Source organism: Streptomyces sp. NPDC099050 (assembly GCF_044759865.1).
In the GTDB taxonomy this organism is placed as follows: Bacteria; Actinomycetota; Actinomycetes; order Streptomycetales; family Streptomycetaceae; genus Streptomyces.
The window spans coordinates 433,377-454,032 of record NZ_JBIWAE010000002.1 but is presented as its reverse complement, the minus strand read 5'-3'; the positions used below and the strand labels follow the sequence as shown (position 1 = coordinate 454,032).

The following is a 20,656-nucleotide window of genomic DNA, read 5'->3' as shown; positions in this document are numbered from 1 at the left end:
CTCTGTGAAACCGCAAGTACCCATTCTTACAAGGTGATATACGGCCTGAATGGCGGTATCACTCCGACATGAGCCTGGTCGTTTTCGAGTCGACGAAGCAGATCCACTGCGCGGAGTGCCGCCAGGGACCGCTGCGCCGTCTCGTCCGCGAGACCGGCGTGCCCCGCTGCCTGGACTGCGCCGACCTCGGACACCTCGTCTACCTGCCGCGCGGCGACACGGCCCTCACACGACGGGCCCACGAGGCCAGTGCGCTGTCCGCCGTCGTGGTCCGCTTCCACCGGCGCCGCCGCCGGTACGAGCGCCTCGGGATCCTCGTCGAGGACGCCGCCCTGGCCCGCGCCGAGCGTGCCTGCCTCGCGGACGCCGAGGCGCGGGCCCGCCGCCGGGAACGCGACCGGCTGCGCCGGGCGGCCGAGGACACCCGCTTCACGGCGGCCTTCGCCGCCGAGATCCTGCGCCTGTTCCCCGGCTGCCCCGCCGACCGGGCCCGGGCCATCGCCGCGCACGCCTCGGTGCGCGGCAGTGGCCGGGTGGGCCGTAGCGCGGCCGGCCGGGCCCTCGACCCGCCCGCCGTGTACGCGGCGGTACGGGCGGCCGTCCGGCACCTCGACACCGAGTACGACGCCTTGCTGATGGGGGGCGTGCCGCGGTTCGCGGCCCGGGCCCGGCTGGCGCCCCGGATCGACGCGATCCTGGACGGCTGGCAGGCGCCCTTCGATGCCTCCGGCCGCTCCGAGCGTGCTAGTTGAGCCGGAACCGGCGGTAGAGGAGCACTCCGCCGAGCAGCATGGCGCCGCCACCGGACAGCAGGTAGCCGACGCCCTCGGACCCGGTGTGCGCGAGCGCGGAGGGGTGGTCGCGCGGCGGAGCCGGCGGGGTGACCGGCCGCACGGCGACGGGCGGCAGGACGGGCGGCCGGACGGGCGGCTGGACGGGCTTGCCGACGACCGGGGTCGAGCCGTTGACGGAGGTGTTGCCCACGGAGGGGTTGCCGACGCCGACGACGCTCACCGCGTTGCCGCTGATGTTGAGCGGCACCTCGACGGGGAGCTGGAGACCGTTGCCGGACAACAGCCCCGGAGAATCCTTCCCGCGCCCCTCGGCCACCGCACCGCGACCGGGACCGTCGTGCCCGCCCTCCCCGCCGTGGCCGCTCGGGCCACCGTTCCCCGCACCGTTTCCGGCACCGGGTTTCGAGGGGTGCGAGGGGTGCGGCCCGGGATGGCCCGGCTGCCCCGGATTCCCGCCGCCCCGGGAGGCGTTGACGCACCGGTTCCCGGCGGCCGGGTTGAGGACGCCGACCACGCTCACGGTGTTCCCGCACACGTTCACCGGGGCGTGCACCGGCAGTTGCAGCAGGTTCCCCGACAGCACCCCCGGCGAGCCCACGGCCTGCCCGCCCGCCTCCGCGTCGGCGAAGGCGAAGCCACCCGCACCCGCGACCGCGAGTCCACCCCCCGCAACCACCGCCGCGATCAAGCCATTCCGACGACTGTGACGCATCAGATTTCCTGCCTTCCGGAAGGGTCCACGGGCGTTGCACCCGTACCGGAAACAACGCCGTAACCCCATTCGGGTTATAGCGCCGGTAGGCATTTCACTCCATCGTGTACTGGGTAATCCCTACTTCATGACTCGCCCGTTGCTCCTCCTCGACGTGGACGGCCCCCTCAACCCGTTCCGGTCCCGCCTCGCCGGCCTCCGCGGATACACCAGCCACCGGATGCGTCCGAGCATCTGGCTGGCCTACCGCGCACCGGAATCCCGCAGTGCCCGGCGCGGCCTGCGGGTGCGCCTGCACCCCACCCACGGCGCCCGGTTGCTGGCCCTGCCCTACGACCTCGCCTGGGCCACCGCCTGGACCCACGAGGCCAACACCCTGATCTCCCCGCACATCGGACTACCGGCTGATCTTCCTGTCATCGAATGGCCGGAACCCTTCGCGCGCGACCCCGACGGCCTCTTCTGGAAGACGCGCCCCCTCCTGGAATGGGCGGCCGGCCGCCCCTTCGCCTGGGTCGACGACTTGATCACGCCCCGGGACCGCGCCTGGGTCGCCGCCCACCACCCGGCCCCGGCCCTGCTCCTGCGCATCCACCCCCGCCACGGCCTGCGCCCGCAGGACTTCGTCACCCTCGACCGCTGGGCGGCCGGGCTCAGCCCAGCAGGGCCGTGACCGGATCCGGGGAGGCCGGGCGGCCCGTGGGCCACCAGTCGTCGTCGCCCAGGCGGTTCTCGTAGGAGTACCAGAGGGCGTCCCGGCCTAGCCGGAGCTGCTGGTAGGAGCCCGTGAGCCGGTTCCGGTCGGGGCGGAACGAGCCCTGGGCGGCGGCGAGGAGAGCCGGGCGGGCCCGGTCGAAGGGGCCGGCCGGCGGGTCCCAGGGCTCTTCGAGGGCGAGCAGGGCGGGCAGACCGCCCTGCCTCCAGGCGGCCGCTCCCCGGGCCAGGTCGGTGGTGCTGCGTCCCGTGGCGCGGGCCAGCTCGCGGTAGAGGGCGCGGGCGGCGCCGGTCAGCCCGGCCGTGGGGTGGGCCGAGGCCAGCCGGACGGCGTCCTGCCAGCGGCTCAGCCCGGCCATCGGATCCTCGCCGGTGCGCAGCAGCGCCAGGGCGCGGGCGGCCGCGTCCGCGGCGAGCTGGTCCAGGGCCAGCGGGTCCGGGGCCGCCGGGTCGGCCGGGTACGCGGGCGGCATCCCGGCGGCGGAGGGCGCCGCCGGCGGAGCGGGCAGCGGCGGCAGCACGGTGCGGGCGAGCGCGGCGCGGGCCGCGACGCCGGGGAAGTCCGGTGTCCCGTCGGGCTGTTCGCGCGCGGCGTGGGCGGCGTTGCGCCGGGTGAGCTCCTCCAGCAGCTCCCGCTCACCGCGGCCGCGCAGCAGGAGCAGCACGAAGGGGTCGGCGTCCAGGAGCCGGGCCGCGCGGTAGCACAGGGCCGCGGCGTGCTTGCAGGGCGGACGGGCCACGTCCGGGCAGGAGCAGCGCGGCACGAGCTCACCGGCACCGGGCAGGACCGACTCGGAAAGGGACTCCGGGACCTCGCGCTCCAGCAGCGCGGCGAGCGCCGTCGGATCGGCCACGACCGATTCCAGCAGCTCGCGCCACTCGGCGTCCGAGAAGGCGGGCAGGGACAGTTCGGTGCGGTACGGCCGCGGCCGGCTGCCCCGTACGTAGGCCACGATCCGGCCCGGGGTGATGGTGACGGCGTCGACGTGCCCCTCGGCGGCGTACGTCCGGCCCCGGATCAGACGGGCGTCGTCGCAGGCCACCGCCTCCAGGGCGGACACCCAGGCCCGGCCCCACCAGCTGACGGCCTCCACGCCCGGAGGCACGGTCTCGAAGGTGCGGCGCCGGTCGTCGCGCGCGGTGATCATCCGGGCCTGCGCAGGGAGACGAGGTCGGCCAGCTCGCGGTCGGTGAGCTCGGTCAGCGCGGTCTCGCCGGAGCCGAGCACGGCGTCGGCCAGCGCCCGCTTGGCCTCCAGCATTTCGGCGATGCGGTCCTCCACGGTGCCTTCGGCGATGATGCGGTGGACCTGGACGGGCTGGGTCTGGCCGATGCGGTAGGCGCGGTCGGTGGCCTGCTCCTCGACGGCCGGGTTCCACCAGCGGTCGTAGTGGATGACGTGCCCGGCGCGGGTGAGGTTGAGGCCGGTGCCCGCCGCCTTGAGGGAGAGCAGGAACACGGGCACCTCCCCCGCCTGGAAGCGGTCCACGAGCTCCTCGCGGCGCGGCACGGGCGTCCCCCCGTGCAGGAGTTGGTGGGAGATCCCGCGCGCGGTCAGATGACGCTCGATGATGCGGGCCATCGTCACGTACTGCGTGAAGACCAGCACCGAGCCGCCCTCGGCCAGGATCGTGTCGAGCAGCTCGTCGAGCAGGGCCAGCTTCCCGGAACGGTGCACGATCCGGGGCTCGGCTTCCTTCAAGCTGTGCTCTTTCAAATACTGGGCGGGGTGGTTGCAGATCTGTTTGAGCGAGGCCAGCAGCTTCATGATCATGCCGCGCCGCTCGATGCCCTCGCTCGCGCCGATCACGGCCATCGCCTCGTCCACCGCCGCCTGGTAGAGGGAGGCCTGCTCGCGGGTGAGGGACACGGGGTGGTCGGTCTCCGTCTTCGGCGGCAGTTCGGGCGCGATCCCGGGATCGGACTTCTTGCGCCGCAGCAGGAACGGCCGGACCAGCGCGGCCAGTCGGGCGACCGCGGCCTCGTTGCCCCCGTCCTCCTCCGTCTGGTGCTCCACGGGCCGGGCGTGCCGGGCCCGGAACGCGGTGAGCGGGCCGAGCAGTCCGGGGGTCGTCCAGTCCAGGAGCGCCCACAGCTCGGAGAGGTTGTTCTCCACCGGGGTGCCCGTCAGCGCCACCCGGGCGGGCGCCGGGATCGTGCGCAGCGCCTTCGCGGTCGCCGAGTGCGGGTTCTTGACGTGCTGGGCCTCGTCCGCGACGACCATGCCCCAGGGCTGTTCGGCCAGCCGGGCCGCTCCCGCGCGCATGGTTCCGTAGGTGGTGAGGACGAACCCCCCGGCGGGTTGATCGGCGAGCCCTTCGAGGCTGCGGCCGGCTCCGTGGAAACGGCGCACCGGCGTACCGGGGGCGAACCTCTCGATCTCCCGCTGCCAGTTGCCCAGCAGCGAGGCCGGGCAGACGACCAGCGTCGGCTCGGGGCGGTCGCGGTGCAGGTGGAGCGCGATCAGGGTGACGGTCTTGCCCAGGCCCATGTCATCGGCGAGACAGCCGCCGAGTCCGAGCGAGGTCATCAGGTCCAGCCAGGCCAGCCCGCGGGCCTGATAGTCGCGCAGGGTGGCCTTGAGCCCGGCCGGCTGGGGCAGCGGGGCCAGCTCCCCGGTCAGCCGGTCCCGCAGGGCGGCCAGCGCCCCCACGGGCACCGCGGCCACCGGCTCCCCGTCGACCTCGACCTCGGCCGTCCCCGTCAGTGCGGCCGCCAGCGCGTCCACCGGGTCCAGCAGACCCAGCTCCCGCTTGCGCGCCTTGCGCACCAGCTCCGGATCGACCCGCACCCACTGGTCGCGCAGCCGCACCACGGGCCGGTGGGCCTGCGCGAGCGCGTCCATCTCCCCCGGGGTGAGCCGGTCCCCGCCGAGCGCCAGCTCCCAGGAGAAGGCGAAGAGGTGCTCGGCGTCGAAGAACGCGGTGCCGTCGGTGGCGGAACCGGGCGCGGTGGACCGTACGACCGCGGTCGCGGACAGCGTACGAGCCAGCTCACGCGGCCAGTGGACCGGGACTCCGGCCTCCGCGAGCCGGGTCGCCGCGCGCCCCAGCAGGTCTTCGAGCTCGGGGTCCGAGAGGGCCAGCACATCGGGGACCGGCTGGTCCAGCAGCCGCAGCAGCGGCGGCCAGACCCGGGCCGCCCGGCGCAGCGCGAGGACGGCGTCGATCCGGGCGCGGGGCCCGAAGCCGGCCGCGGCGGCGCCCGCCCAGAGCATCGCGGCGTCCGTGACCAGGGTCGGGTCGGCGAGGCTGTGCACCTGGACCACGGCGGCCCCGGCACGGCGCACGTCCTGCCCCCGCTCCGCCCCGCTCGCGGCCTCGCTCTCCGCCTCGTCGAAGAGACGGAAGGAGGACAGGTCGAGGCGCAGCGAGATCCCGACTCCGGTGTCCGCGCCCGAGGCGACCTGCGCGGCCCAGTCCCGCATCGCCGGGACCTGCTGCGGCTCGCGGGCCGCGAAGGGGCGGCCCGCGGCGAAGGCCGCGGCGGGGGTCCGGGGCAGACTGTCGGCGACGGCGTCGAGGAACGCCCTGACCAGCGCCTCCGGTTCGGGCAGCTGGAGCGGGCGGCGGCCGGCGAGCGGGGAGGCGTACCCCTCGTGGGGCAGGGCGGCGGCGACCGCGCGCAGATGCGCGATGTCCTCGGCGTCCAGGGGCCCGGCCCGCCAGGCGTCGACCCCGTCCGGGGTCAGCCCGGGCAGCAGCCGGCCCCGCGCGACGAGGGACAGCGCCTGGACCGCGGCGGCCCCCCAGGCACGGGTCGCGGGATGCGCCAGGGGCCCACGCGCCGCACGGACCAGCAGGGGCAGGGCGGCGGTGACGGTCAGCGTGACGGCGGGCACCGTGCGGGTGCGCACACCCTCGCCGTGGGACCGCACCACCTGGAGCGTGCCCGCGACGCCCTCGGCGGGCAAGGCGTCCCCGTCGGGTGCCCAAAAGGCGATCCGGCTCTCACGGGGTACGGCCGCAGGCAGGAACACGGCGGCGTGCCGCACCAGAGCGACCCCGCCCCCGGCCGCCCGCGCCGGCGCGTGCCGCGTCGTCGGCGTACCCATCGTGTCCCCCTCTCCCCGTCGTCGACAGACGGATCCCGTCTGCCGCCGATTCTAGGCGGCCCCACCGACAATCCATCTGACCTGCGCATTCCCAGCAGATCCAGATCCAGAGCCACCCCACCCCACCCCGCCCCGCCCCGCCCCGCCCCGCCATGCTGCCCCTCGGCGGTACGCCGGTTCAGCGGCCCCAGCGGCCGCGCTCGGGGGCGTAGCCGTAGACCGGGCGGTTCGAGGAGACGGCGGAGATGCGCCAGGGGCGGCCGCCCTCGTCGAGGCGGAGGGTGCCGGAGCCCTCGGGGCCGCTCCAGCGGAGGTCCAGGTACCAGTCGCAATCGCATCCGGTGCTGCTCGCCACCACCCGCAGTACGGCCGGTTCCGCGGCCGAGACCCTGAGCGGGAAGGCGGGGGCCTCGATCTTCTCCCCCTCGTCGTTACCGGCCGCCGGCCGGGCCAGCGGGCGCGACGCGTCCAGGTTGACCGTGAATCCGGCCGGGGTGAGCCCGCCCCCGCAGCCCTGCGACATCTGGTAGACGTTCCACGGCAGGGGGGCCCGTCGCGCGGCCACCCGTACCTCCAGGTCTTCCAGGACCACCGGGTCCGGCCCCGTGCCCAGCAGGGTCACCTCCACGATCTGGTTCCCCGCGTGGACGGCCCCGCGGCCGGCCGCCCACGCGGGCGCGTCCGCCTCCACCGGTGGCGGGGGCACCGCCGAGGGTGCCTGTTGCGCGAGGTACGCGTGGTCGCAGGCCGCCGCCCACACGTGCGACCGTACGGCCGCCCGCAGGGGCGCAGCCGCGGGTGAGGAGCCACCCGTCGGCGTGGGCCGCCCGGTCGGCGCTCCCGTCGCCGCGCCCGCCGCCGGGCCCGTCGCCGGGCCGGTCTGCGTCGGCGTCGCCGCGGGCCCGGTCGCTCCCGACTCCGCCGGCGCGGCCTCCGACGCCGCCGGTCCGGTCGCCGCCCCGCTCCCCGTGGCCCCCGCCGGACCCGGATCCGTACCCGGCGCGGCCACCGTCGGCCCGGCCCGCGGCGCCCGGCGCTCCGCGCCCGCGGGCGCAAGCCATCCGACGCCCGCGGCGAGTGCCACGACCGCGGCCGCCGCCACCCCGGCCAGCAGCAGCCGGCGCCCGGACCGGCGCGCCGGAGCCGGAGCCGGAGGCGCCGGTACCGGTACCGGCGCCTCCGGCTCCGGCTCCGGCTCCGGCTCCGGCTCCGGCTCCGCCCGGTCCTTCTCACCCACGGGCTCCGCCTCCACCACCGTGACCGCCCGCCGCCGCGCGTCCGCCAGCAGCCAGGCCCGGTGCAGTTCCACCGCCTCCGCCGGCGTCGCCCCGCAGGCCCGCGCGAAGCGGTCGACCACCGCGAACTCCGCGGGCAGCGCCTCACCGCTGCAGTACCGGTGCAGGGTCGACGTGCTCGTGTGGAGGACACGGGCGAGAGTCCCGTAGCTCCGCCCGCTCCGCTCCTTCAGTTCCCTCATCGACCGCGCGAACGCCTGCGCCTCGGCCGATCTCCCCGTCCCGGAGTTCCGTTCCATGCCAAGGATGTTCCCGCAGCTGACGGTACGCACGGCCGTTCCATTGTCCCGAGTTCGTCCCGAACCGGCGCCGCGGGCCCGGGCCGGGGTACAGCCTTCTCCAGACGCACACCACGACCAGCCTCACGGGGAGAACCGACCATGTTCCGACGCACCGCCCGGGCCACCCGCACCGCCCGGACCACCGCCGTCCTCGCGGCCACCGCGGCCGCCGCCACGGCCCTCGTCCTCACCGCCTCCACCACCTCCTCGGCCGCCGTCACCGCGCCCGGGTTCCTGGCCGGCACCGACCTGCCCCCGCACCCCGGCTCCCCCTGGTACGCCGGGAAGGTCACCAAGGGGCTGCCCGAGTTCACACCGTTCTGCGTGGACGGCGTGCTGCCCACCACCGGGAGCTGGTACCGCGACTTCTCCACCGAGTTCGACACGGGCGCGGTACAGGTGTCCGTGCGTACGTCCTCCAGCACCGCGGCCATCAAGCTCAAGGCGGCCCTGGAGCGCAAGGTGGCGGCCTGCGCCGCCGACTGGCTGCGCGAGACCCCGGGCGGTACGGCCTCCTGGCAGGACTACGGGAAGGTCAGCGTCGAGGAGGGCGCGCACGTCTACGGGGTGCACACCTCCATCCCGGAGTCCGAGCCCGGCGTGCACCTGTACGGCATCGGGCGCGACGGCTCCACCGTGACCGTCGTGAAGTGGGGGCAGATGGGCAACCTGAGCCACGCCCCCGTCACGGCCTTCAAGAAGACGACCGTCAGGGCCGTGAACAAGCTCAACCCCTGACGCGTGACGCCCCCGGTGGGACCATGGAAGGGACCGAGAGCGGGGGCGAGGGCCCGGAGGCGGCGATGGCCAGGCGCACGGGAAACGAGCCGGCGACCGCCCGCAGCGCGCTGCGGCTGCGGTTCTGGCTGAGCCTGTGGGGGCTGATCTGGTCCGGCGCCGGGGCGGCGGCGTTCTCGCTCGCCGCCCGGCCCGGATGGGCCGCGGCCTGCGCCGCCGTGGCCCTGCTCGCGGCCGTGGACCTGGCCGTGGTGCTCCGCCACATCCACCAGGGCCCGCACTACCAGCCGGGCCGCGACGTCCCGCCGTACGAGCCCCCCGACGGCTAGGGCCTGGGTCGGCTACTTTTCGAAGCGGGCCGCCGCCAGGTAGTCGGGCTGGGGGTCCAGGGCGGCCGCGAGGCGGAAGTGCTTGCGGGCCTGGTCCGGCCGGCCGGCGCGCTGGTGGGTGCGGGCCAGCGCGAAGTGGGCGAACGCGTTGTCCGGCTCCCGCTCCAGCACGATCTCGAACTCCAGCTCCGCCGGCCGCAATTGGGCGGCGGCGAAGAACGCCCGGGCGCGCAGCAGCCGGGCCGCCGTGTTCTCCGGGTGGGCGGCTATGACCGAGTCGAGCAGCTTCACCGCACCGCGCGGGTCGCGCGCGGCGAGGAGCTGCTCCGCGGCCCGGTAGTCGATGACGTGCGTCTCGGGCGATGAGGACCGAGGGGGCGGCGGGAGCTGCGGCGTGGTGTCGGACACGGTCTGTTCCTTCCCTCTACAGGCGCGTTCAACGCCCCGCGCACCGCCCCTATTCCGTCAGCCGAGCCGCTCCCCGAGTGGGGCGTACAGCTCGCGGACGGCGGCATCGGCGGCCGGGAAACGGAACCTGCCCGCCACCTGTCAGCCGTCACTCGTCACCCGCCACCCGTCACCTGTCAGCCGTCACCCGGTAGCCTCACGCGGCACCCGTCACGCCCCGGCGCCCGCCGCCCGCGCCGTGAGCTCCGCCCACACCTTGCGCACCTGCGGCTCCAGCGCCTCCAGCGGCCCGTCGTTGTCGATCACGAGCGTGGCCACGGCCAGCCGCTGTTCCCGCGTGGCCTGCGCGGCCATCCGGGCCCGGGCCTCCGACTCCTCCATGCCCCGCAGCCCCGTGAGCCGGGACAGCTGTGTGGCCGGCGCCGCGTCCACCACGACGACCAGGTCGTACAGCGGCGCGAGCCCGTTCTCCGCGAGCAGCGGTACGTCGTGCACCACGATCGCGTCGGGCCCCGCGGCGGCCTCCAGCTCGGCGGACCGGGCCCCGACCAGCGGGTGCACGATCCCGTTGAGGGTGCGCAGCTTCCCGGGGTCCGCGAACACGATCGACCCCAGCTTCGGCCGGTCCAGCCCGCCCTGCTCATTCAGTACGGACTCCCCGAAGGCGGCCACCACCGCCGCGAGCCCGGGCGTGCCCGGCTCCACGACCTCCCGCGCGATCAGGTCGGCGTCCACGACGACCGCTCCGTACCCCGCCAGCAGCCGCGAGACCTCGCTCTTGCCGGCGCCGATTCCGCCTGTCAGGCCAACTTTCAACATGCCCGGCAGACTAGCCCCCGCGTCCTGGGCCCCGTACGGACCCCCGGCGTTCCGCCCCCGCCGCCCCTCAGCCCTCGCCCTCGCGCTCCGCCAGGAACCGCTCGAACTCGAGGCCGATCTCGTCCGCCGACGGAATCTCCGCGGGCTCCGCGATCATGTTGCCCCGGGTCTCGGCGCCGGCCGCCGCGTCGTACTGGTGCTCCAGCCCCTGCACCAGGCTGACCAGCTCCTCGTCGCCCTCCCGGATCTGCCGGTCGATCTCCGTCTGCGTGCGGTGCGCCTCGGTGCGCAGCGCGTGCGCGACCGACGGCAGGACCAGCCCGGTGGCGGCGGTGATCGCCTCCAGCGTGGTCAGCGCGGCGTCGGGATACGGGGAGCGCGCCACGTAGTGCGGTACGTGGGCGGCGACGCCCAGCACGTCGTGCCCGGCCTGACCGAGGCGGAACTCGACCAGCGACTCGGCGCTGCCGGGGACCTGCGCCTCGTCGAAGGGGCTGCGGTGTCCCGGCATGAGGTCGGTCCGGTTGCCGTGCGGGGTGATCCCGACGGGCCGGGTGTGCGGGACGCCCATGGGGATGCCGTGGAAGTTGACGGAGAGCCGCACGCCCAGGCGCTCGACGATCTGCCGGACGGCGACGGCGAAGCGCTCCCACTCCACGTCCGGCTCGGGGCCGGACAGCAGCAGGAAGGGCGCGCCCGTGGCGTCCTGGACGAGGCGCACTTCCAGCAGCGGCTCCTCGAACTCCGTCCAGTGGTCGCGCTGGAAGGTCAGCAGCGGACGGCGTGCCCGGTAGTCCACCAGGCGGTCCGCGTCGAACCGGGCCACGACCTGGTGGGGCAGCGCGTCGAGCAGCCGCTCGACGATCTGCTCGCCGGTCTCGCCCGCGTCTATGTACCCCTCGAAGTGGTAGAGCATGACCAGCCCGGCCGAGTCCTGGGCGAGCGCCAGGTCGGCCACCGCCAGGCCCTTGGCGTCCCATTCGTACAAACCCTGTGGATCAAGCACCGCCACCACTCCTCCTCCGCCGCGTTCTCTGGCAAGAACGTCCAAGGACCCGTGACCATTCCCCAGTTGACGGTATTCACGAGGTGGTGTTCACCGGAAGACGGCACATGCGGCTCGACCCCACAGCGCAGTGCCCCACAACGCGTGCCCCGCAACGCGTGCCCCGCAACGCGGTAAGGCCCGCCCCCCAGAGGGGACGGGCCTTACCGGTGAAGATCAGCTCGGCTCGCGCCGTGCTGCTGCGATCAGCTCTGGCCGCCGGCCAGCTTCTCGCGGAGCGCGGCGAGGGCCTCGTCGGACGCCAGGGCGCCAGAGGTCTCGTCCGCACCCTCGGAGGAGTACGAACCACCCGAGATGCCCGCACCGGCGCTGCTGCTGCTGCCCGCGGCGGGAGCGGCCGCACCCTCGGCAGCGGCGGCCTCGTCGGCCTCGCGGCTCTTGATGACCTGGGCCTGGTGCTGCTCGAAGCGCGTCTGCGCCTCGGCGTACTGGCCCTCCCAGGCTTCGCGCTGCTTGTCGAAGCCCTCGAGCCAGTCGTTGGTCTCGGGGTCGAAGCCCTCGGGGTAGATGTAGTTGCCCGCGTCGTCGTACGAGGCAGCCATACCGTAGAGGGTCGGGTCGAACTCGACCGAGGCCGGGTCGGCACCGAAGGACTCGTTGGCCTGCTTCAGGGACAGCGAGATCCGGCGACGCTCGAGGTCGATGTCGATGACCTTGACGAAGATCTCGTCGTTGACCTGGACGACCTGCTCCGGGATCTCCACGTGGCGCTCGGCCAGCTCGGAGATGTGGACCAGACCCTCGATGCCCTCGTCCACGCGGACGAACGCACCGAACGGAACCAGCTTGGTGACCTTACCCGGGACGACCTGACCGATCTGGTGCGTCCGGGCGAACTGCTGCCACGGGTCTTCCTGCGTCGCCTTCAGCGACAGGGAGACGCGCTCGCGGTCCATGTCCACGTCGAGAACCTCGACGGTGACTTCCTGGCCGACCTCGACAACCTCGGACGGGTGGTCGATGTGCTTCCAGGACAGCTCGGAGACGTGGACGAGACCGTCGACGCCACCCAGGTCCACGAAGGCACCGAAGTTGACGATCGAGGAAACGACGCCGGAGCGGACCTGACCCTTCTGCAGGGTGGTGAGGAACGTCTGGCGAACCTCGGACTGGGTCTGCTCGAGCCAGGCGCGGCGGGACAGGACCACGTTGTTGCGGTTCTTGTCCAGCTCGATGATCTTCGCCTCGAGCTCCTTGCCCACGTAGGGCTGGAGGTCGCGGACGCGACGCATCTCGACGAGAGAGGCCGGCAGGAAGCCGCGGAGGCCGATGTCCAGGATGAGACCACCCTTGACGACCTCGATGACGGTACCGGTGACGATGCCGTCTTCTTCCTTGATCTTCTCGATGGTGCCCCAGGCACGCTCGTACTGAGCGCGCTTCTTCGAGAGGATCAGGCGGCCTTCCTTGTCCTCCTTCTGGAGAACCAGGGCCTCGATCTCGTCGCCGACCTTGACGACCTCGTTCGGGTCGACGTCGTGCTTGATCGAGAGCTCGCGGCTCGGGATGACGCCTTCGGTCTTGTAACCGATGTCGAGGAGAACCTCGTCCCGGTCAACCTTGACGATGACGCCGTCGACGATGTCGCCATCGTTGAAGTACTTGATCGTCGCGTCGATCGCCGCGAGGAACGCGTCCGCGTCGCCGATGTCGTTGACCGCAACCTGCGGGGTGGTTGCGGTGGTCTCGGTGCTGCTCGTCATGTGGGTAAGGGCTCCGGTTACGGACAGAAAGTCGTAGGTACTGCTACGCCGGGAGCCCTTATCGGCATCTGCCGAAGAAGCCGGACAGCCAAGGAAGCCCCAGTTCCGCGAGATGCGGGGTGGGGGCCTCGAGAACCGAGGGGACATCAGCAGATACAAGCGCAGCCTGCTAGGTCTGAGGAGCACAGGCTCGCAGCGCAACTTGTAGCATACGGGGGCAGCCGGACAGGGTCAATGCGCGAAGGCGGACACCCCGGGCGGATCACCGCACAACCGGCACAATTGGCGGGCGGGCAGGCGCCGATGGCCCCTCCAGCCCGCTTTCCGCAGACATTCGCAGACTACGACGACGGGCCCCATGAACCAAGAGGACTACGCCCCCGAAGAGGCGTACGAAGCCGGATCGGCCGCCGAAGACGATTCCGAGGCCACGCGGCGTGACGCCGGGGAAGCGGAGAGCAGCCGGGCCAGCCGGGGCTGGTGGGACCGCAACGCCGACGAGTACCAGAGCGAGCACGGCGCCTTCCTCGGCGACGACCGCTTCGTCTGGGGACCCGAGGGCCTGGACGAGGCGGAAGCGGCCCTGCTCGGGCCCGTCGCCTCCCTGAAGGGCAAGGACGTCCTGGAGATCGGCGCCGGCGCCGCCCAGTGCTCGCGCTGGCTGGCCGCCCAGGGCGCCCGCCCCGTCGCCCTGGACCTCTCCCACCGCCAGCTCCAGCACGCCCTGCGCATCGGCGAGGACGTCCCCCTGGTCGAGGCCGACGCCGGTCGCCTCCCCTTCCGCGACGGCTCCTTCGACCTCGCCTGCTCCGCCTACGGGGCCGTCCCCTTCGTCGCCGACCCCGTCAACGTCATGCGCGAGGTGCGCCGCGTCCTGCGCCCCGGCGGCCGGTGGGTCTTCTCCGTCACCCATCCCGTCCGCTGGGCCTTCCCCGACGAGCCGGGCCCCGAGGGGCTGTCCGTCGCCGCCTCCTACTTCGACCGCACCCCGTACGTCGAGCAGGACGAGCAGGGCCGCGCCGTCTATGTGGAGCACCACCGCACCCTCGGCGACCGGGTACGGGACGTGGTCGCGGGCGGCTTCCGCCTGCTCGACCTGGTCGAGCCGGAATGGCCCGCCTGGAACAGCCAGGAGTGGGGCGGCTGGTCCCCGCTGCGCGGCAACCTCATCCCCGGTACGGCGATCTTCGTGTGCGAGCGGGACTGAGCCGGTGACCGCACAGCGCGCGATCCGCACGGCCGACCTCGACGCCCTTCCCGTACGGGAAGCCCTGCCCGCGCTCGTCTCGGCGCTGGACGCCCACGGCGCCGCCGTGCTCTGCGCCCCGCCGGGCACCGGCAAGACCACGCTGGTGCCGCTGGTGCTCGCGGGGCTGGTGGGGGGCGGGCCGCGCCGCCGGGTCGTGGTCGCCGAACCCCGCCGGATCGCCGCCCGCGCCGCGGCCCGGCGGATGGCCTGGCTGCTCGGCGAGCAGGTCGGCGCCTCGGTCGGCTTCACGGTGCGCGGTGAGCGGGTGGTCGGTCCGTCCACCGTGATCGAGGTGGTCACCACCGGGGTGCTGCTCCAGCGGCTCCAGCGGGACCAGGAGCTCTCCGGGACCGACCTGGTGATCCTGGACGAGTGCCACGAGCGGCACCTGGACGCCGACACGGCCGCCGCCTTCCTCCTGGACGTACGGGAAACCCTGCGCCCGGAGCTGCGGCTCCTCGCGGCGTCGGCCACCACCGATGCGGCGGGCTGGGCCCGGCTTCTAGGACGCGGCAGCCTCGGGGACGCTCCCGTCGTGGAGGCGGCCGGCGTCTCCCACCCGGTGAAGACCGTGTGGGCCCCGCCGGCCCGCCCGGTGCGGCCGCCGCACGGGATGCGGGTGGATCCGGCGCAGCTGACGCACGTGGCCTCGGTGGTGCGGCGCGCGCTGGCGGAACGTTCCGGCGACCTCCTGTGCTTCCTGCCCGGCGTCGGCGAGATCGCCCGGGTCGCCGGGCAGCTGGGCTCCGTCGACGCGGAGGTCCTCCAGATGCACGGCCGCGCTCCGGCCTCCGTCCAGGACGCGGCGCTGTCCCCCGCGCCGCACCGCCGGGTCATCCTGTCCACCGCCGTCGCGGAGTCCAGCCTGACCGTGCCCGGCGTACGGATCGTCGTGGACTCGGGGCTGGCCCGCGAGCCCCGGGTCGACCACGCCCGGGGCCTGGGCGCGCTGGCCACCGTACGGGCGTCCCGCGCGGCCGGCCGCCAGCGCGCGGGCCGGGCCGGGCGCGAGGCCCCGGGCACGGTGTACCGCTGCTGGGCCGAGGCGGAGGACGGGCGGCTGTCCGCGTACCCCTCCCCGGAGATCCGGATCGCGGACCTCGCGCAGTTCGCCCTCCAGGCCGCCTGCTGGGGCGACCCGGACGCGACCGGCCTGGCCCTGCTGGATCCGCCGCCGGCCGGGGCGATGGCCGCGGCCCGCGAGGTGCTGCTCGCGGTGGGAGCGGTGTCCCCGGCGGGCCGGCCCACCCCGAGGGGGCTGCGGATGGCCCGGCTCGGCCTGCACCCGCGCCTCGCCCGCGCACTCCTCGACGGCTCCGCCGCGCTGGGCCCCCGGCGGGCCGCGGAACTGGTGGCCCTGCTGAGCGAGGAACCGCCGCGGGAGTACGGAGACGACCTCGCCGCCGCCTGGCGGCGTGCCCTGGCGGGCGGCGACCCGTACGCCTCGCGCTGGCGCGCGGAGGCCAGGCGCCTGGAGCGCGCGGCGGCGGAGCGGTCCCCTGCGGGGCCGGCGAATCCAGCCCGCCCGGCGTTTGAGGGCACGGGCGCGCAGCGCACGTCCGGGGTCCGGGGCGGAGCCCCGGTTTCGGGAAGGGGCGGGGTGGGGGAAAGCCCCGCAGGGCCCGCCCCCCACGACGCCGCCGCCGGGCTGGTCGCCGCGCTCGCGTTCCCGGAGCGCGTGGCGAAGGCCAAGGGCCAGGGGACCTTCCTCATGGCCTCCGGGACCGGGGCCGAGCTCGGCGAGGGGTCAGGGCTGCGCAGCGCGCCCTGGCTGGCCGTCGCCGTCGCCGACAGGCCCCCGCACTCCGCGTCCGCCCGGGTCCGGCTCGGAGCCCTCCTCGACGAGGACACCGCCCGCACGGCGGCGGGCCACCTGTTCCGCGAGGGCGAAGAGGTGCACTGGGAGGACGGCGACCTCGTGGCCCGCAGGGTCACCCGGCTCGGCGCCATCGAGCTCGCCGAGCGGCCCCTGCGCGATCCCGACCGGGCCCTGGTCCGGGCCGCGCTGCTCGACGGACTGCGCACCGAGGGACTCGGCCTGCTGCGCTGGACCCCGGACTCGCAGGCGCTGCGGGCCCGGCTCGGCTTCCTGCACCGCACGCTCGGCCCGCCCTGGCCCGACGTAGCAGAGGACGGGGAGCTGCTGGAGCGGGCCGACGACTGGCTGGAGCCCGAGCTGTCGCGGGCCCGCCGCCGCGGCGACCTCGCGCGGATCGACGCCGGGCAGGCACTGAACCGGCTGCTGCCCTGGGCCACGGGGGAGGCCGCCCGGCTCGACGAGCTGGCCCCGGAGCGGATCGAGGTGCCGAGCGGCTCCCGGATCCGCGTCGACTACGCCGCCGAGCACGGTCAGCCCGTACTCGCGGTCAAGCTCCAGGAACTGTTCGGGCTGGCACAGACCCCGCGGGTCGCGGGGGTCCCCGTACTCGTCCATCTCCTGTCGCCCGCCGGCCGGCCCGCCGCGGTCACCGCCGATCTGGCGTCCTTCTGGCAGGGCGGCTACCGCGCCGTGCGCGCCGAGCTGCGCGGCCGCTACCCCAAGCACCCGTGGCCCGAGGACCCGGCGACCGCCGAGCCGACCCGGCACACCAACGCCCGGCTCAAGCGGTGAACGGCTCCTCCTCGCGGGGGCGCCGGCCGCGGGCCTCCAGCCAGAGCGCGAGCGCGAAGAGCGCGAGCCCGCCGGCCGCCAGCCCGATCGGGGCGTACGTGTGCAGCGCCAGGACCATGGTCCGGTTCGACTTGACCAGGTCGACGGTGTGGTCGCTGTAGTCCTCGCGGATCTTCACGTGCCCGGCGAAGACGGTGAGCCTCCCGTCGGGCGCACTGCCCGCGATGCTCCCGCCGCGCATCTCCTGCTGGATCTCCTGCTCGGCGTTGACGGGCGCCCCGGTCACCGGGTCGACCCAGAACATCGCCTTGGTCGTGTACCAGAGGCTGGTTCCGGTGGTCTGCTCGAACGTCGCCGGGTCGATGGCCTCGATCGGCATCTTCTTCGGCAGCCCGACCTTCGTCCACGGCACGGTCTGCTCGAAGTAGTAGACGTCCATGCCCTTGAACTTGCGCGGACCCACGTAGTGGATCGGCGAGGAGGTACGGGTCTGCGCGTCGAAGTAGAGGTAGTCGCGCGGCTCGGTGAAGAACGGCCACTTGAACTCGATGCCCTCGCGCCTGACCGGGTCCCCGTCCACGGCCTCGCCGGTGGCGTGCACCGGGTCCTGGCTGTGCGCGTCGAAGATGTAGCGCTCGGGGATCTGGGAAACCATCTTCCCGTCCGGGTCCATGATGTGGGTCAAGGTGTCCCAGACCACTACGTCCTTGCCCGCGCTGGCCTCGATCTCCTTCGACGCCTCGACGTTGCCTTTGAGGGTCTGGACGATGGTGACCTTGTCGACCTTCCTCGGCTGCAAGGTGGAGTAGTCGACGAGGGTCGCGTCCTTCGCCTCCAGCACCATCTCCTGGTACTGGCTCGGCGGGATCTTCGCGAGCCTGGGGTACGCGTACCAGCGCAGCAGCGGTGCGAGGGCTGCACAGAACACGGCTACGGCTAGCAGGACGAGGCTTGCTCTGCGTCGCATGGCCGGGCCCTCCTCTACTTTCCGGGCGCGGCGGGCGCGGTGGTGAGCAGGGGCTTCGGTGAGGTCTTGCCTTCCGGCGCCCCCGTCGCCGTGATGGCGAAGACGAGGAGCGCCGCGAGGACGAGACCGCTGGCGGCGGCGACGATTGCGCGCATGCCGGGGCCTCCGGAATCTGATTGGTCGTCAGGGCGGTGGCACCGTAGCAATGCGGGTGACAGATGAGAACCGTTTGAGCCACTGCTCGCGCGGGGACCCCGCGGGGACCCCGGCTTCGCGCCGAACGGGGTCATGCCGCGGCCCGCCCCCTGAGCAGAGGGCGGGCCGGGGGGTGCGTGTCAGGGGGTCTTCGCGGGCGCCGGAGTGCCGGCGGAGGCGGACGGCGAGGGCTTGGGCGACGGCTTCGGCGTCGGCTTCGAAGTCGGCTTCGGCGTCGGCGTCGGGGAAACCGCAGAGGTGGGCTTCGGAGTGGGCGCCGGCGAAGGGGTGGGCTTCGGACTCGGCGTCGGGCTCGGAGACGGCGTCGGCGTCGGGCTCGGAGTCGGCTTCGGCGAAGGCGTCGGACTCGGTGTGGGCTTCGGGCTCGGCGTCGGGCTCGGAGACGGCGTGGGCGTCGGCTTCGGCGAAGGCGTCGGGCTCGGGGTGGGCGTCGGAGTCGGCGTCGGGCTCGGCGTGGGGCTAGGAGTCGGCGTCGGAGTCGGCTTGGGCGACGGCGTGGGCTTCGGAGTCGGCTTCGGCGAAGGCGTGGGCTTCGGCGTCGGGCTGGGGCTCGGCTTCGGAGGTGTGACCACCTGGTTGCCCCCGCCGCCCGCACCGCTGCCGCCGCCGCTGCCGCCGCCCCGGCCGTCCGGGACCTCGTGGGCGCCCTTCAGGTAGTACGTGAACCACGACCGCACCGTCCGCAGGTACGCGGAGGACCGGTTGTACGACAGCACGGCCCGGTCCAGATCCGCGCCCACCCGCAGGTCACGCGTACCGGCGCACAGGTAGCGGCCCGCCGCGAGCGCGGCATCGTGCACGTTGTGGGGGTCGCGGCGGCCGTCGCCGTTGGCGTCCTGGCCCCACGAGGCCCAGGTGGACGGGATGAACTGCATCGGCCCGATCGCACGGTCGTAGCGCGCGTCCCCGTCGTAGGCCCCGCCGTCGGTGTCGGAGATGTTCGCGAAGCCGTTGCCGTCGAGCACGGGGCCCAGGATCGGCCGCAGCGTCTTGCCGGAGCCGTCGACCTGACCGCCGCGCGCCTGCCCGGACTCGACCTTGCCGATCGCCGCGAGGAGCTGCCAGCGCAGCCCGCAGCCGGGGTCGCTCCCGCCGACCACCCGCTCCGCCCCCCGGTACGCGGCGAGCACGCTCGCCGGTATCCCCTGGGCCCCCTCGGCCCCGCCCGTGGCCGGGTGCTCGGTGCGCGGACCCGGATCCGTGGCGGCCGGCGCCACGGTCGGCGCCGGTGCCGGAGTCGCCCCGGCCTCGGGGAGCAGCACGGCCGGCGGCTCGGGGCTCAGCAGGGGCGGCAGGGCGGTGAAGTAGGAGCCGTCTCCCGCGGCGCCGCCGGGCACCGGCGCGGGCTCCGCGACCGGTGCCGCCACGACGCCGGCCGCGACCGGCCCCTGCGAGGCGGTCAGTACGGCGGCCACGACGGCGGAGACGACCACGGCGGCCCCGCCCTTGCGCGCCACCCGGCCGAACCGCGTCGACATCCCCCACATCGCGGACCCGCGTCCCCGTATTCGTGCCCGAGCCGTCATGAGCCGGACCCCCCTCCCCCTCGACGTCCGCGTGACCCTACGTCAACTTGCTGAACAGGGCACGCATCGCGAGCCGGAATTCACCATTTCCTCATGAGTTCCGCAGGCCACCCATACTGGAGGCACCGATCGCACCGATCGCACCGGACCGCACCGCACCGGATCGCACCGGATCGCACCGGTCTGCGCCGGCCGACGAGTAGACCCCCGGAGACGAGCTCCCATGCCGTTCACCCTCAGCCATGCGGCCGCCGTGCTTCCGGCCGTCCGCCGCTCCGGTCGTGCGCGCGGCCCCCTCGTCGGATCGGCCCTGATCCTCGGGTCGTTCGCTCCGGACAGCTTCTACTTCGCCGACACGGTCGTCTCCGGGCTCAGGCCGTACGGCACCTTCGCGCACTCCCTGCCCGGCGTCCTGACCGCCGACGCGGTGCTGACCGCCGTCCTCGCGGCGTACTGGCTGCTGCTGCGCGAGCCGCTGATCGCCCTCCTGCCACGCGGCCGGCAGGGCAGGGTGCACTCCTTCGTCCGCGGCGAGGAGTGGCGCGGCCGCCGACTGCCCGCGCTGGCCCTGTGGTTCTACCTCTCGGCGGTCATCGGTTCCCTCACGCACGTGGTGTGGGACGCCTTCACGCACATCGACCGCTTCGGGACGCGCACCCTGCCGGAGCTGGGCGAGCCGCTCGCCTTCGGGCTGCCCCTCTACTCGTACTTGCAGTACGGGACTTCGGCGCTCTCGGCCTGCTTCCTGGTCTGGTTCACGGTGACCGCGCTGCGCCGGCTGGCGGACTCGCCTGCCCCCGCGTCCGTCCCGGTGCTCGGCCGGGCCGAGGTGGGGGGCGCGCTCGCGCTGATCCTCGTGTGCGTGGCGGTCGGGGTCACCCTGCGCGTGCTGCGCTTCTTCACGTTCTTCGACCGGATCCGCACCCCGCTCGACATCATCCCGACCGTCTGTTTCGGCGCGGGCGGCGGTCTCATCGTGGGACTGCTGCTGTACGGAATCCTCGTGCGCCTGCGCCACCGGCGACCCCGCGACCGCTCGTCCACAGCCGCCGACGCCGGCGCGGAGCGGAGCCCGTCGGGCGAGGACCAGGGCGAGGACGAGGACGAGGACGAGGACACGAAAACGCCCGTCCCCACCGCGTAGGCGGGGACGGGCGCCGTCGGGAGCACAGGT

18 protein-coding genes are annotated in these 20,656 nt (G+C 74.2%); 7 read left to right on the top strand and 11 right to left on the bottom strand.

The annotated features are described in order from the left end of the window. The first annotated feature begins 68 nt into the window (after nucleotides 1–68). Nucleotides 69–752, top strand: a complete 684-nt coding sequence (locus ACIQV3_RS05065; RefSeq protein ID WP_403709855.1) for a DUF2293 domain-containing protein — start codon at nucleotides 69–71, stop codon at nucleotides 750–752. Here ACIQV3_RS05065 and ACIQV3_RS05060 read toward each other — a convergent pair. Next, the gene (locus tag ACIQV3_RS05060; RefSeq protein ID WP_403709853.1) at nucleotides 745–1,470 is read right to left on the bottom strand and encodes a chaplin; all 726 of its coding nucleotides are present in this window, start codon (nucleotides 1,468–1,470) and stop codon (nucleotides 745–747) included. The genes ACIQV3_RS05065 and ACIQV3_RS05060 overlap by 8 nt on opposite strands. Nucleotides 1,471–1,633: 163 nt before the next feature. Between ACIQV3_RS05060 and ACIQV3_RS05055 the strand changes: the two genes are divergently transcribed. Then, complete coding sequence (locus ACIQV3_RS05055) at nucleotides 1,634–2,179, top strand: hypothetical protein (protein ID WP_403709851.1); 546 nt, start codon at nucleotides 1,634–1,636, stop codon at nucleotides 2,177–2,179. On the opposite strand, the gene ACIQV3_RS05050 is transcribed toward ACIQV3_RS05055, so the two are convergent. The 3 genes from ACIQV3_RS05050 to ACIQV3_RS05040 all read right to left on the bottom strand — a co-directional run bounded on the left by ACIQV3_RS05050 (nucleotide 2,160) and on the right by ACIQV3_RS05040 (nucleotide 7,808). Beyond that, entirely contained in the window at nucleotides 2,160–3,368 is a 1,209-nt protein-coding gene (locus tag ACIQV3_RS05050; RefSeq protein ID WP_403709849.1) for an SWIM zinc finger family protein, read from the bottom strand. The genes ACIQV3_RS05055 and ACIQV3_RS05050 overlap by 20 nt on opposite strands. Next, nucleotides 3,365–6,274, bottom strand: coding sequence for an SNF2-related protein (locus ACIQV3_RS05045; RefSeq protein WP_403709847.1), 2,910 nt, complete (start codon nucleotides 6,272–6,274; stop codon nucleotides 3,365–3,367). Before ACIQV3_RS05045 ends, ACIQV3_RS05050 begins: the two co-directional genes overlap by 4 nt. Before the next feature lie 178 nt (nucleotides 6,275–6,452). Continuing rightward, on the bottom strand, nucleotides 6,453–7,808 hold the full coding sequence (locus ACIQV3_RS05040) for a helix-turn-helix domain-containing protein (RefSeq protein WP_403709845.1): 1,356 nt from the start codon (nucleotides 7,806–7,808) through the stop codon (nucleotides 6,453–6,455). A 141-nt stretch (nucleotides 7,809–7,949) separates the two neighbouring features. Between ACIQV3_RS05040 and ACIQV3_RS05035 the strand changes: the two genes are divergently transcribed. Further along, nucleotides 7,950–8,588: a hypothetical protein gene (locus ACIQV3_RS05035; protein WP_403709843.1), complete on the top strand. Its 639-nt coding sequence runs from the start codon at nucleotides 7,950–7,952 to the stop codon at nucleotides 8,586–8,588. 23 nt (nucleotides 8,589–8,611) lie between these two features. Continuing rightward, nucleotides 8,612–8,917 carry a DUF6343 family protein gene (locus tag ACIQV3_RS05030; RefSeq protein WP_403709841.1) on the top strand — a complete coding sequence of 102 codons (306 nt, stop codon included), beginning with the start codon at nucleotides 8,612–8,614 and terminating at the stop codon, nucleotides 8,915–8,917. A gap of 12 nt (nucleotides 8,918–8,929) precedes the next feature. Here ACIQV3_RS05030 and ACIQV3_RS05025 read toward each other — a convergent pair whose 3' ends face one another. The 4 genes from ACIQV3_RS05025 to rpsA form a co-directional block, all read right to left on the bottom strand. Then, nucleotides 8,930–9,325, bottom strand: coding sequence for a tetratricopeptide repeat protein (locus tag ACIQV3_RS05025; protein WP_327309492.1), 396 nt, complete (start codon nucleotides 9,323–9,325; stop codon nucleotides 8,930–8,932). A gap of 210 nt (nucleotides 9,326–9,535) precedes the next feature. Further along, nucleotides 9,536–10,144 carry a dephospho-CoA kinase gene (gene coaE, locus ACIQV3_RS05020; RefSeq protein WP_403709839.1) on the bottom strand — a complete coding sequence of 203 codons (609 nt, stop codon included), beginning with the start codon at nucleotides 10,142–10,144 and terminating at the stop codon, nucleotides 9,536–9,538. 67 nt (nucleotides 10,145–10,211) lie between these two features. Continuing rightward, nucleotides 10,212–11,150, bottom strand: coding sequence for a PAC2 family protein (locus ACIQV3_RS05015; RefSeq protein WP_403709837.1), 939 nt, complete (start codon nucleotides 11,148–11,150; stop codon nucleotides 10,212–10,214). A 245-nt stretch (nucleotides 11,151–11,395) separates the two neighbouring features. Continuing rightward, nucleotides 11,396–12,913 carry a 30S ribosomal protein S1 gene (rpsA, locus tag ACIQV3_RS05010; protein WP_403709835.1) on the bottom strand — a complete coding sequence of 506 codons (1,518 nt, stop codon included), beginning with the start codon at nucleotides 12,911–12,913 and terminating at the stop codon, nucleotides 11,396–11,398. A 358-nt stretch (nucleotides 12,914–13,271) separates the two neighbouring features. On the opposite strand from rpsA, the gene ACIQV3_RS05005 reads away from it, so the two are divergent. Together ACIQV3_RS05005 and ACIQV3_RS05000 are read left to right on the top strand one after the other, a co-directional pair. Next, nucleotides 13,272–14,120, top strand: a complete 849-nt coding sequence (locus ACIQV3_RS05005; RefSeq protein WP_403709833.1) for a class I SAM-dependent methyltransferase — start codon at nucleotides 13,272–13,274, stop codon at nucleotides 14,118–14,120. A 4-nt stretch (nucleotides 14,121–14,124) separates the two neighbouring features. Further along, complete coding sequence (locus tag ACIQV3_RS05000; protein WP_403709831.1) at nucleotides 14,125–16,773, top strand: ATP-dependent RNA helicase; 2,649 nt, start codon at nucleotides 14,125–14,127, stop codon at nucleotides 16,771–16,773. Here ACIQV3_RS05000 and ACIQV3_RS04995 read toward each other — a convergent pair. The 3 genes from ACIQV3_RS04995 to ACIQV3_RS04985 form a co-directional block, all read right to left on the bottom strand. Further along, on the bottom strand, nucleotides 16,763–17,740 hold the full coding sequence (locus ACIQV3_RS04995; RefSeq protein ID WP_403709829.1) for a DUF3068 domain-containing protein: 978 nt from the start codon (nucleotides 17,738–17,740) through the stop codon (nucleotides 16,763–16,765). The two genes, ACIQV3_RS05000 and ACIQV3_RS04995, sit on opposite strands and share 11 nt — an antisense overlap. Nucleotides 17,741–17,754: 14 nt before the next feature. Continuing rightward, nucleotides 17,755–17,895, bottom strand: a complete 141-nt coding sequence (locus ACIQV3_RS04990; RefSeq protein WP_327307299.1) for an SPW_0924 family protein — start codon at nucleotides 17,893–17,895, stop codon at nucleotides 17,755–17,757. 180 nt (nucleotides 17,896–18,075) lie between these two features. After that, nucleotides 18,076–19,434 (bottom strand): lytic transglycosylase domain-containing protein, encoded by a 1,359-nt coding sequence (locus tag ACIQV3_RS04985; RefSeq protein ID WP_403709827.1) that lies wholly within the window; start codon nucleotides 19,432–19,434, stop codon nucleotides 18,076–18,078. 271 nt (nucleotides 19,435–19,705) lie between these two features. On the opposite strand from ACIQV3_RS04985, the gene ACIQV3_RS04980 reads away from it, so the two are divergent. Continuing rightward, nucleotides 19,706–20,626: a DUF4184 family protein gene (locus tag ACIQV3_RS04980; RefSeq protein ID WP_403709825.1), complete on the top strand. Its 921-nt coding sequence runs from the start codon at nucleotides 19,706–19,708 to the stop codon at nucleotides 20,624–20,626. The last annotated feature ends 30 nt before the right edge of the window (nucleotides 20,627–20,656 follow it).

What these genes read in the sequence shown, in the direction of transcription:
- ACIQV3_RS04980 (WP_403709825.1), top strand. Translation starts at nt 19,706, where the DNA reads ATGCCGTTCACCCTCAGCCATGCGGCCGCCGTGCTTCCGGCCGTCCGC.
- ACIQV3_RS05065 (WP_403709855.1), top strand. Translation starts at nt 69, where the DNA reads ATGAGCCTGGTCGTTTTCGAGTCGACGAAGCAGATCCACTGCGCGGAG.
- ACIQV3_RS05005 (WP_403709833.1), top strand. Translation starts at nt 13,272, where the DNA reads ATGAACCAAGAGGACTACGCCCCCGAAGAGGCGTACGAAGCCGGATCG.
- ACIQV3_RS05045 (WP_403709847.1), bottom strand. Translation starts at nt 6,274, where the DNA reads ATGGGTACGCCGACGACGCGGCACGCGCCGGCGCGGGCGGCCGGGGGC.
- ACIQV3_RS05050 (WP_403709849.1), bottom strand. Translation starts at nt 3,368, where the DNA reads ATGATCACCGCGCGCGACGACCGGCGCCGCACCTTCGAGACCGTGCCT.
- ACIQV3_RS05040 (WP_403709845.1), bottom strand. Translation starts at nt 7,808, where the DNA reads ATGGAACGGAACTCCGGGACGGGGAGATCGGCCGAGGCGCAGGCGTTC.
- ACIQV3_RS04995 (WP_403709829.1), bottom strand. Translation starts at nt 17,740, where the DNA reads ATGCGACGCAGAGCAAGCCTCGTCCTGCTAGCCGTAGCCGTGTTCTGT.
- ACIQV3_RS05035 (WP_403709843.1), top strand. Translation starts at nt 7,950, where the DNA reads ATGTTCCGACGCACCGCCCGGGCCACCCGCACCGCCCGGACCACCGCC.
- rpsA (WP_403709835.1), bottom strand. Translation starts at nt 12,913, where the DNA reads ATGACGAGCAGCACCGAGACCACCGCAACCACCCCGCAGGTTGCGGTC.
- coaE (WP_403709839.1), bottom strand. Translation starts at nt 10,144, where the DNA reads ATGTTGAAAGTTGGCCTGACAGGCGGAATCGGCGCCGGCAAGAGCGAG.
- ACIQV3_RS04990 (WP_327307299.1), bottom strand. Translation starts at nt 17,895, where the DNA reads ATGCGCGCAATCGTCGCCGCCGCCAGCGGTCTCGTCCTCGCGGCGCTC.
- ACIQV3_RS05055 (WP_403709851.1), top strand. Translation starts at nt 1,634, where the DNA reads ATGACTCGCCCGTTGCTCCTCCTCGACGTGGACGGCCCCCTCAACCCG.
- ACIQV3_RS04985 (WP_403709827.1), bottom strand. Translation starts at nt 19,434, where the DNA reads ATGTCGACGCGGTTCGGCCGGGTGGCGCGCAAGGGCGGGGCCGCCGTG.
- ACIQV3_RS05030 (WP_403709841.1), top strand. Translation starts at nt 8,612, where the DNA reads ATGGAAGGGACCGAGAGCGGGGGCGAGGGCCCGGAGGCGGCGATGGCC.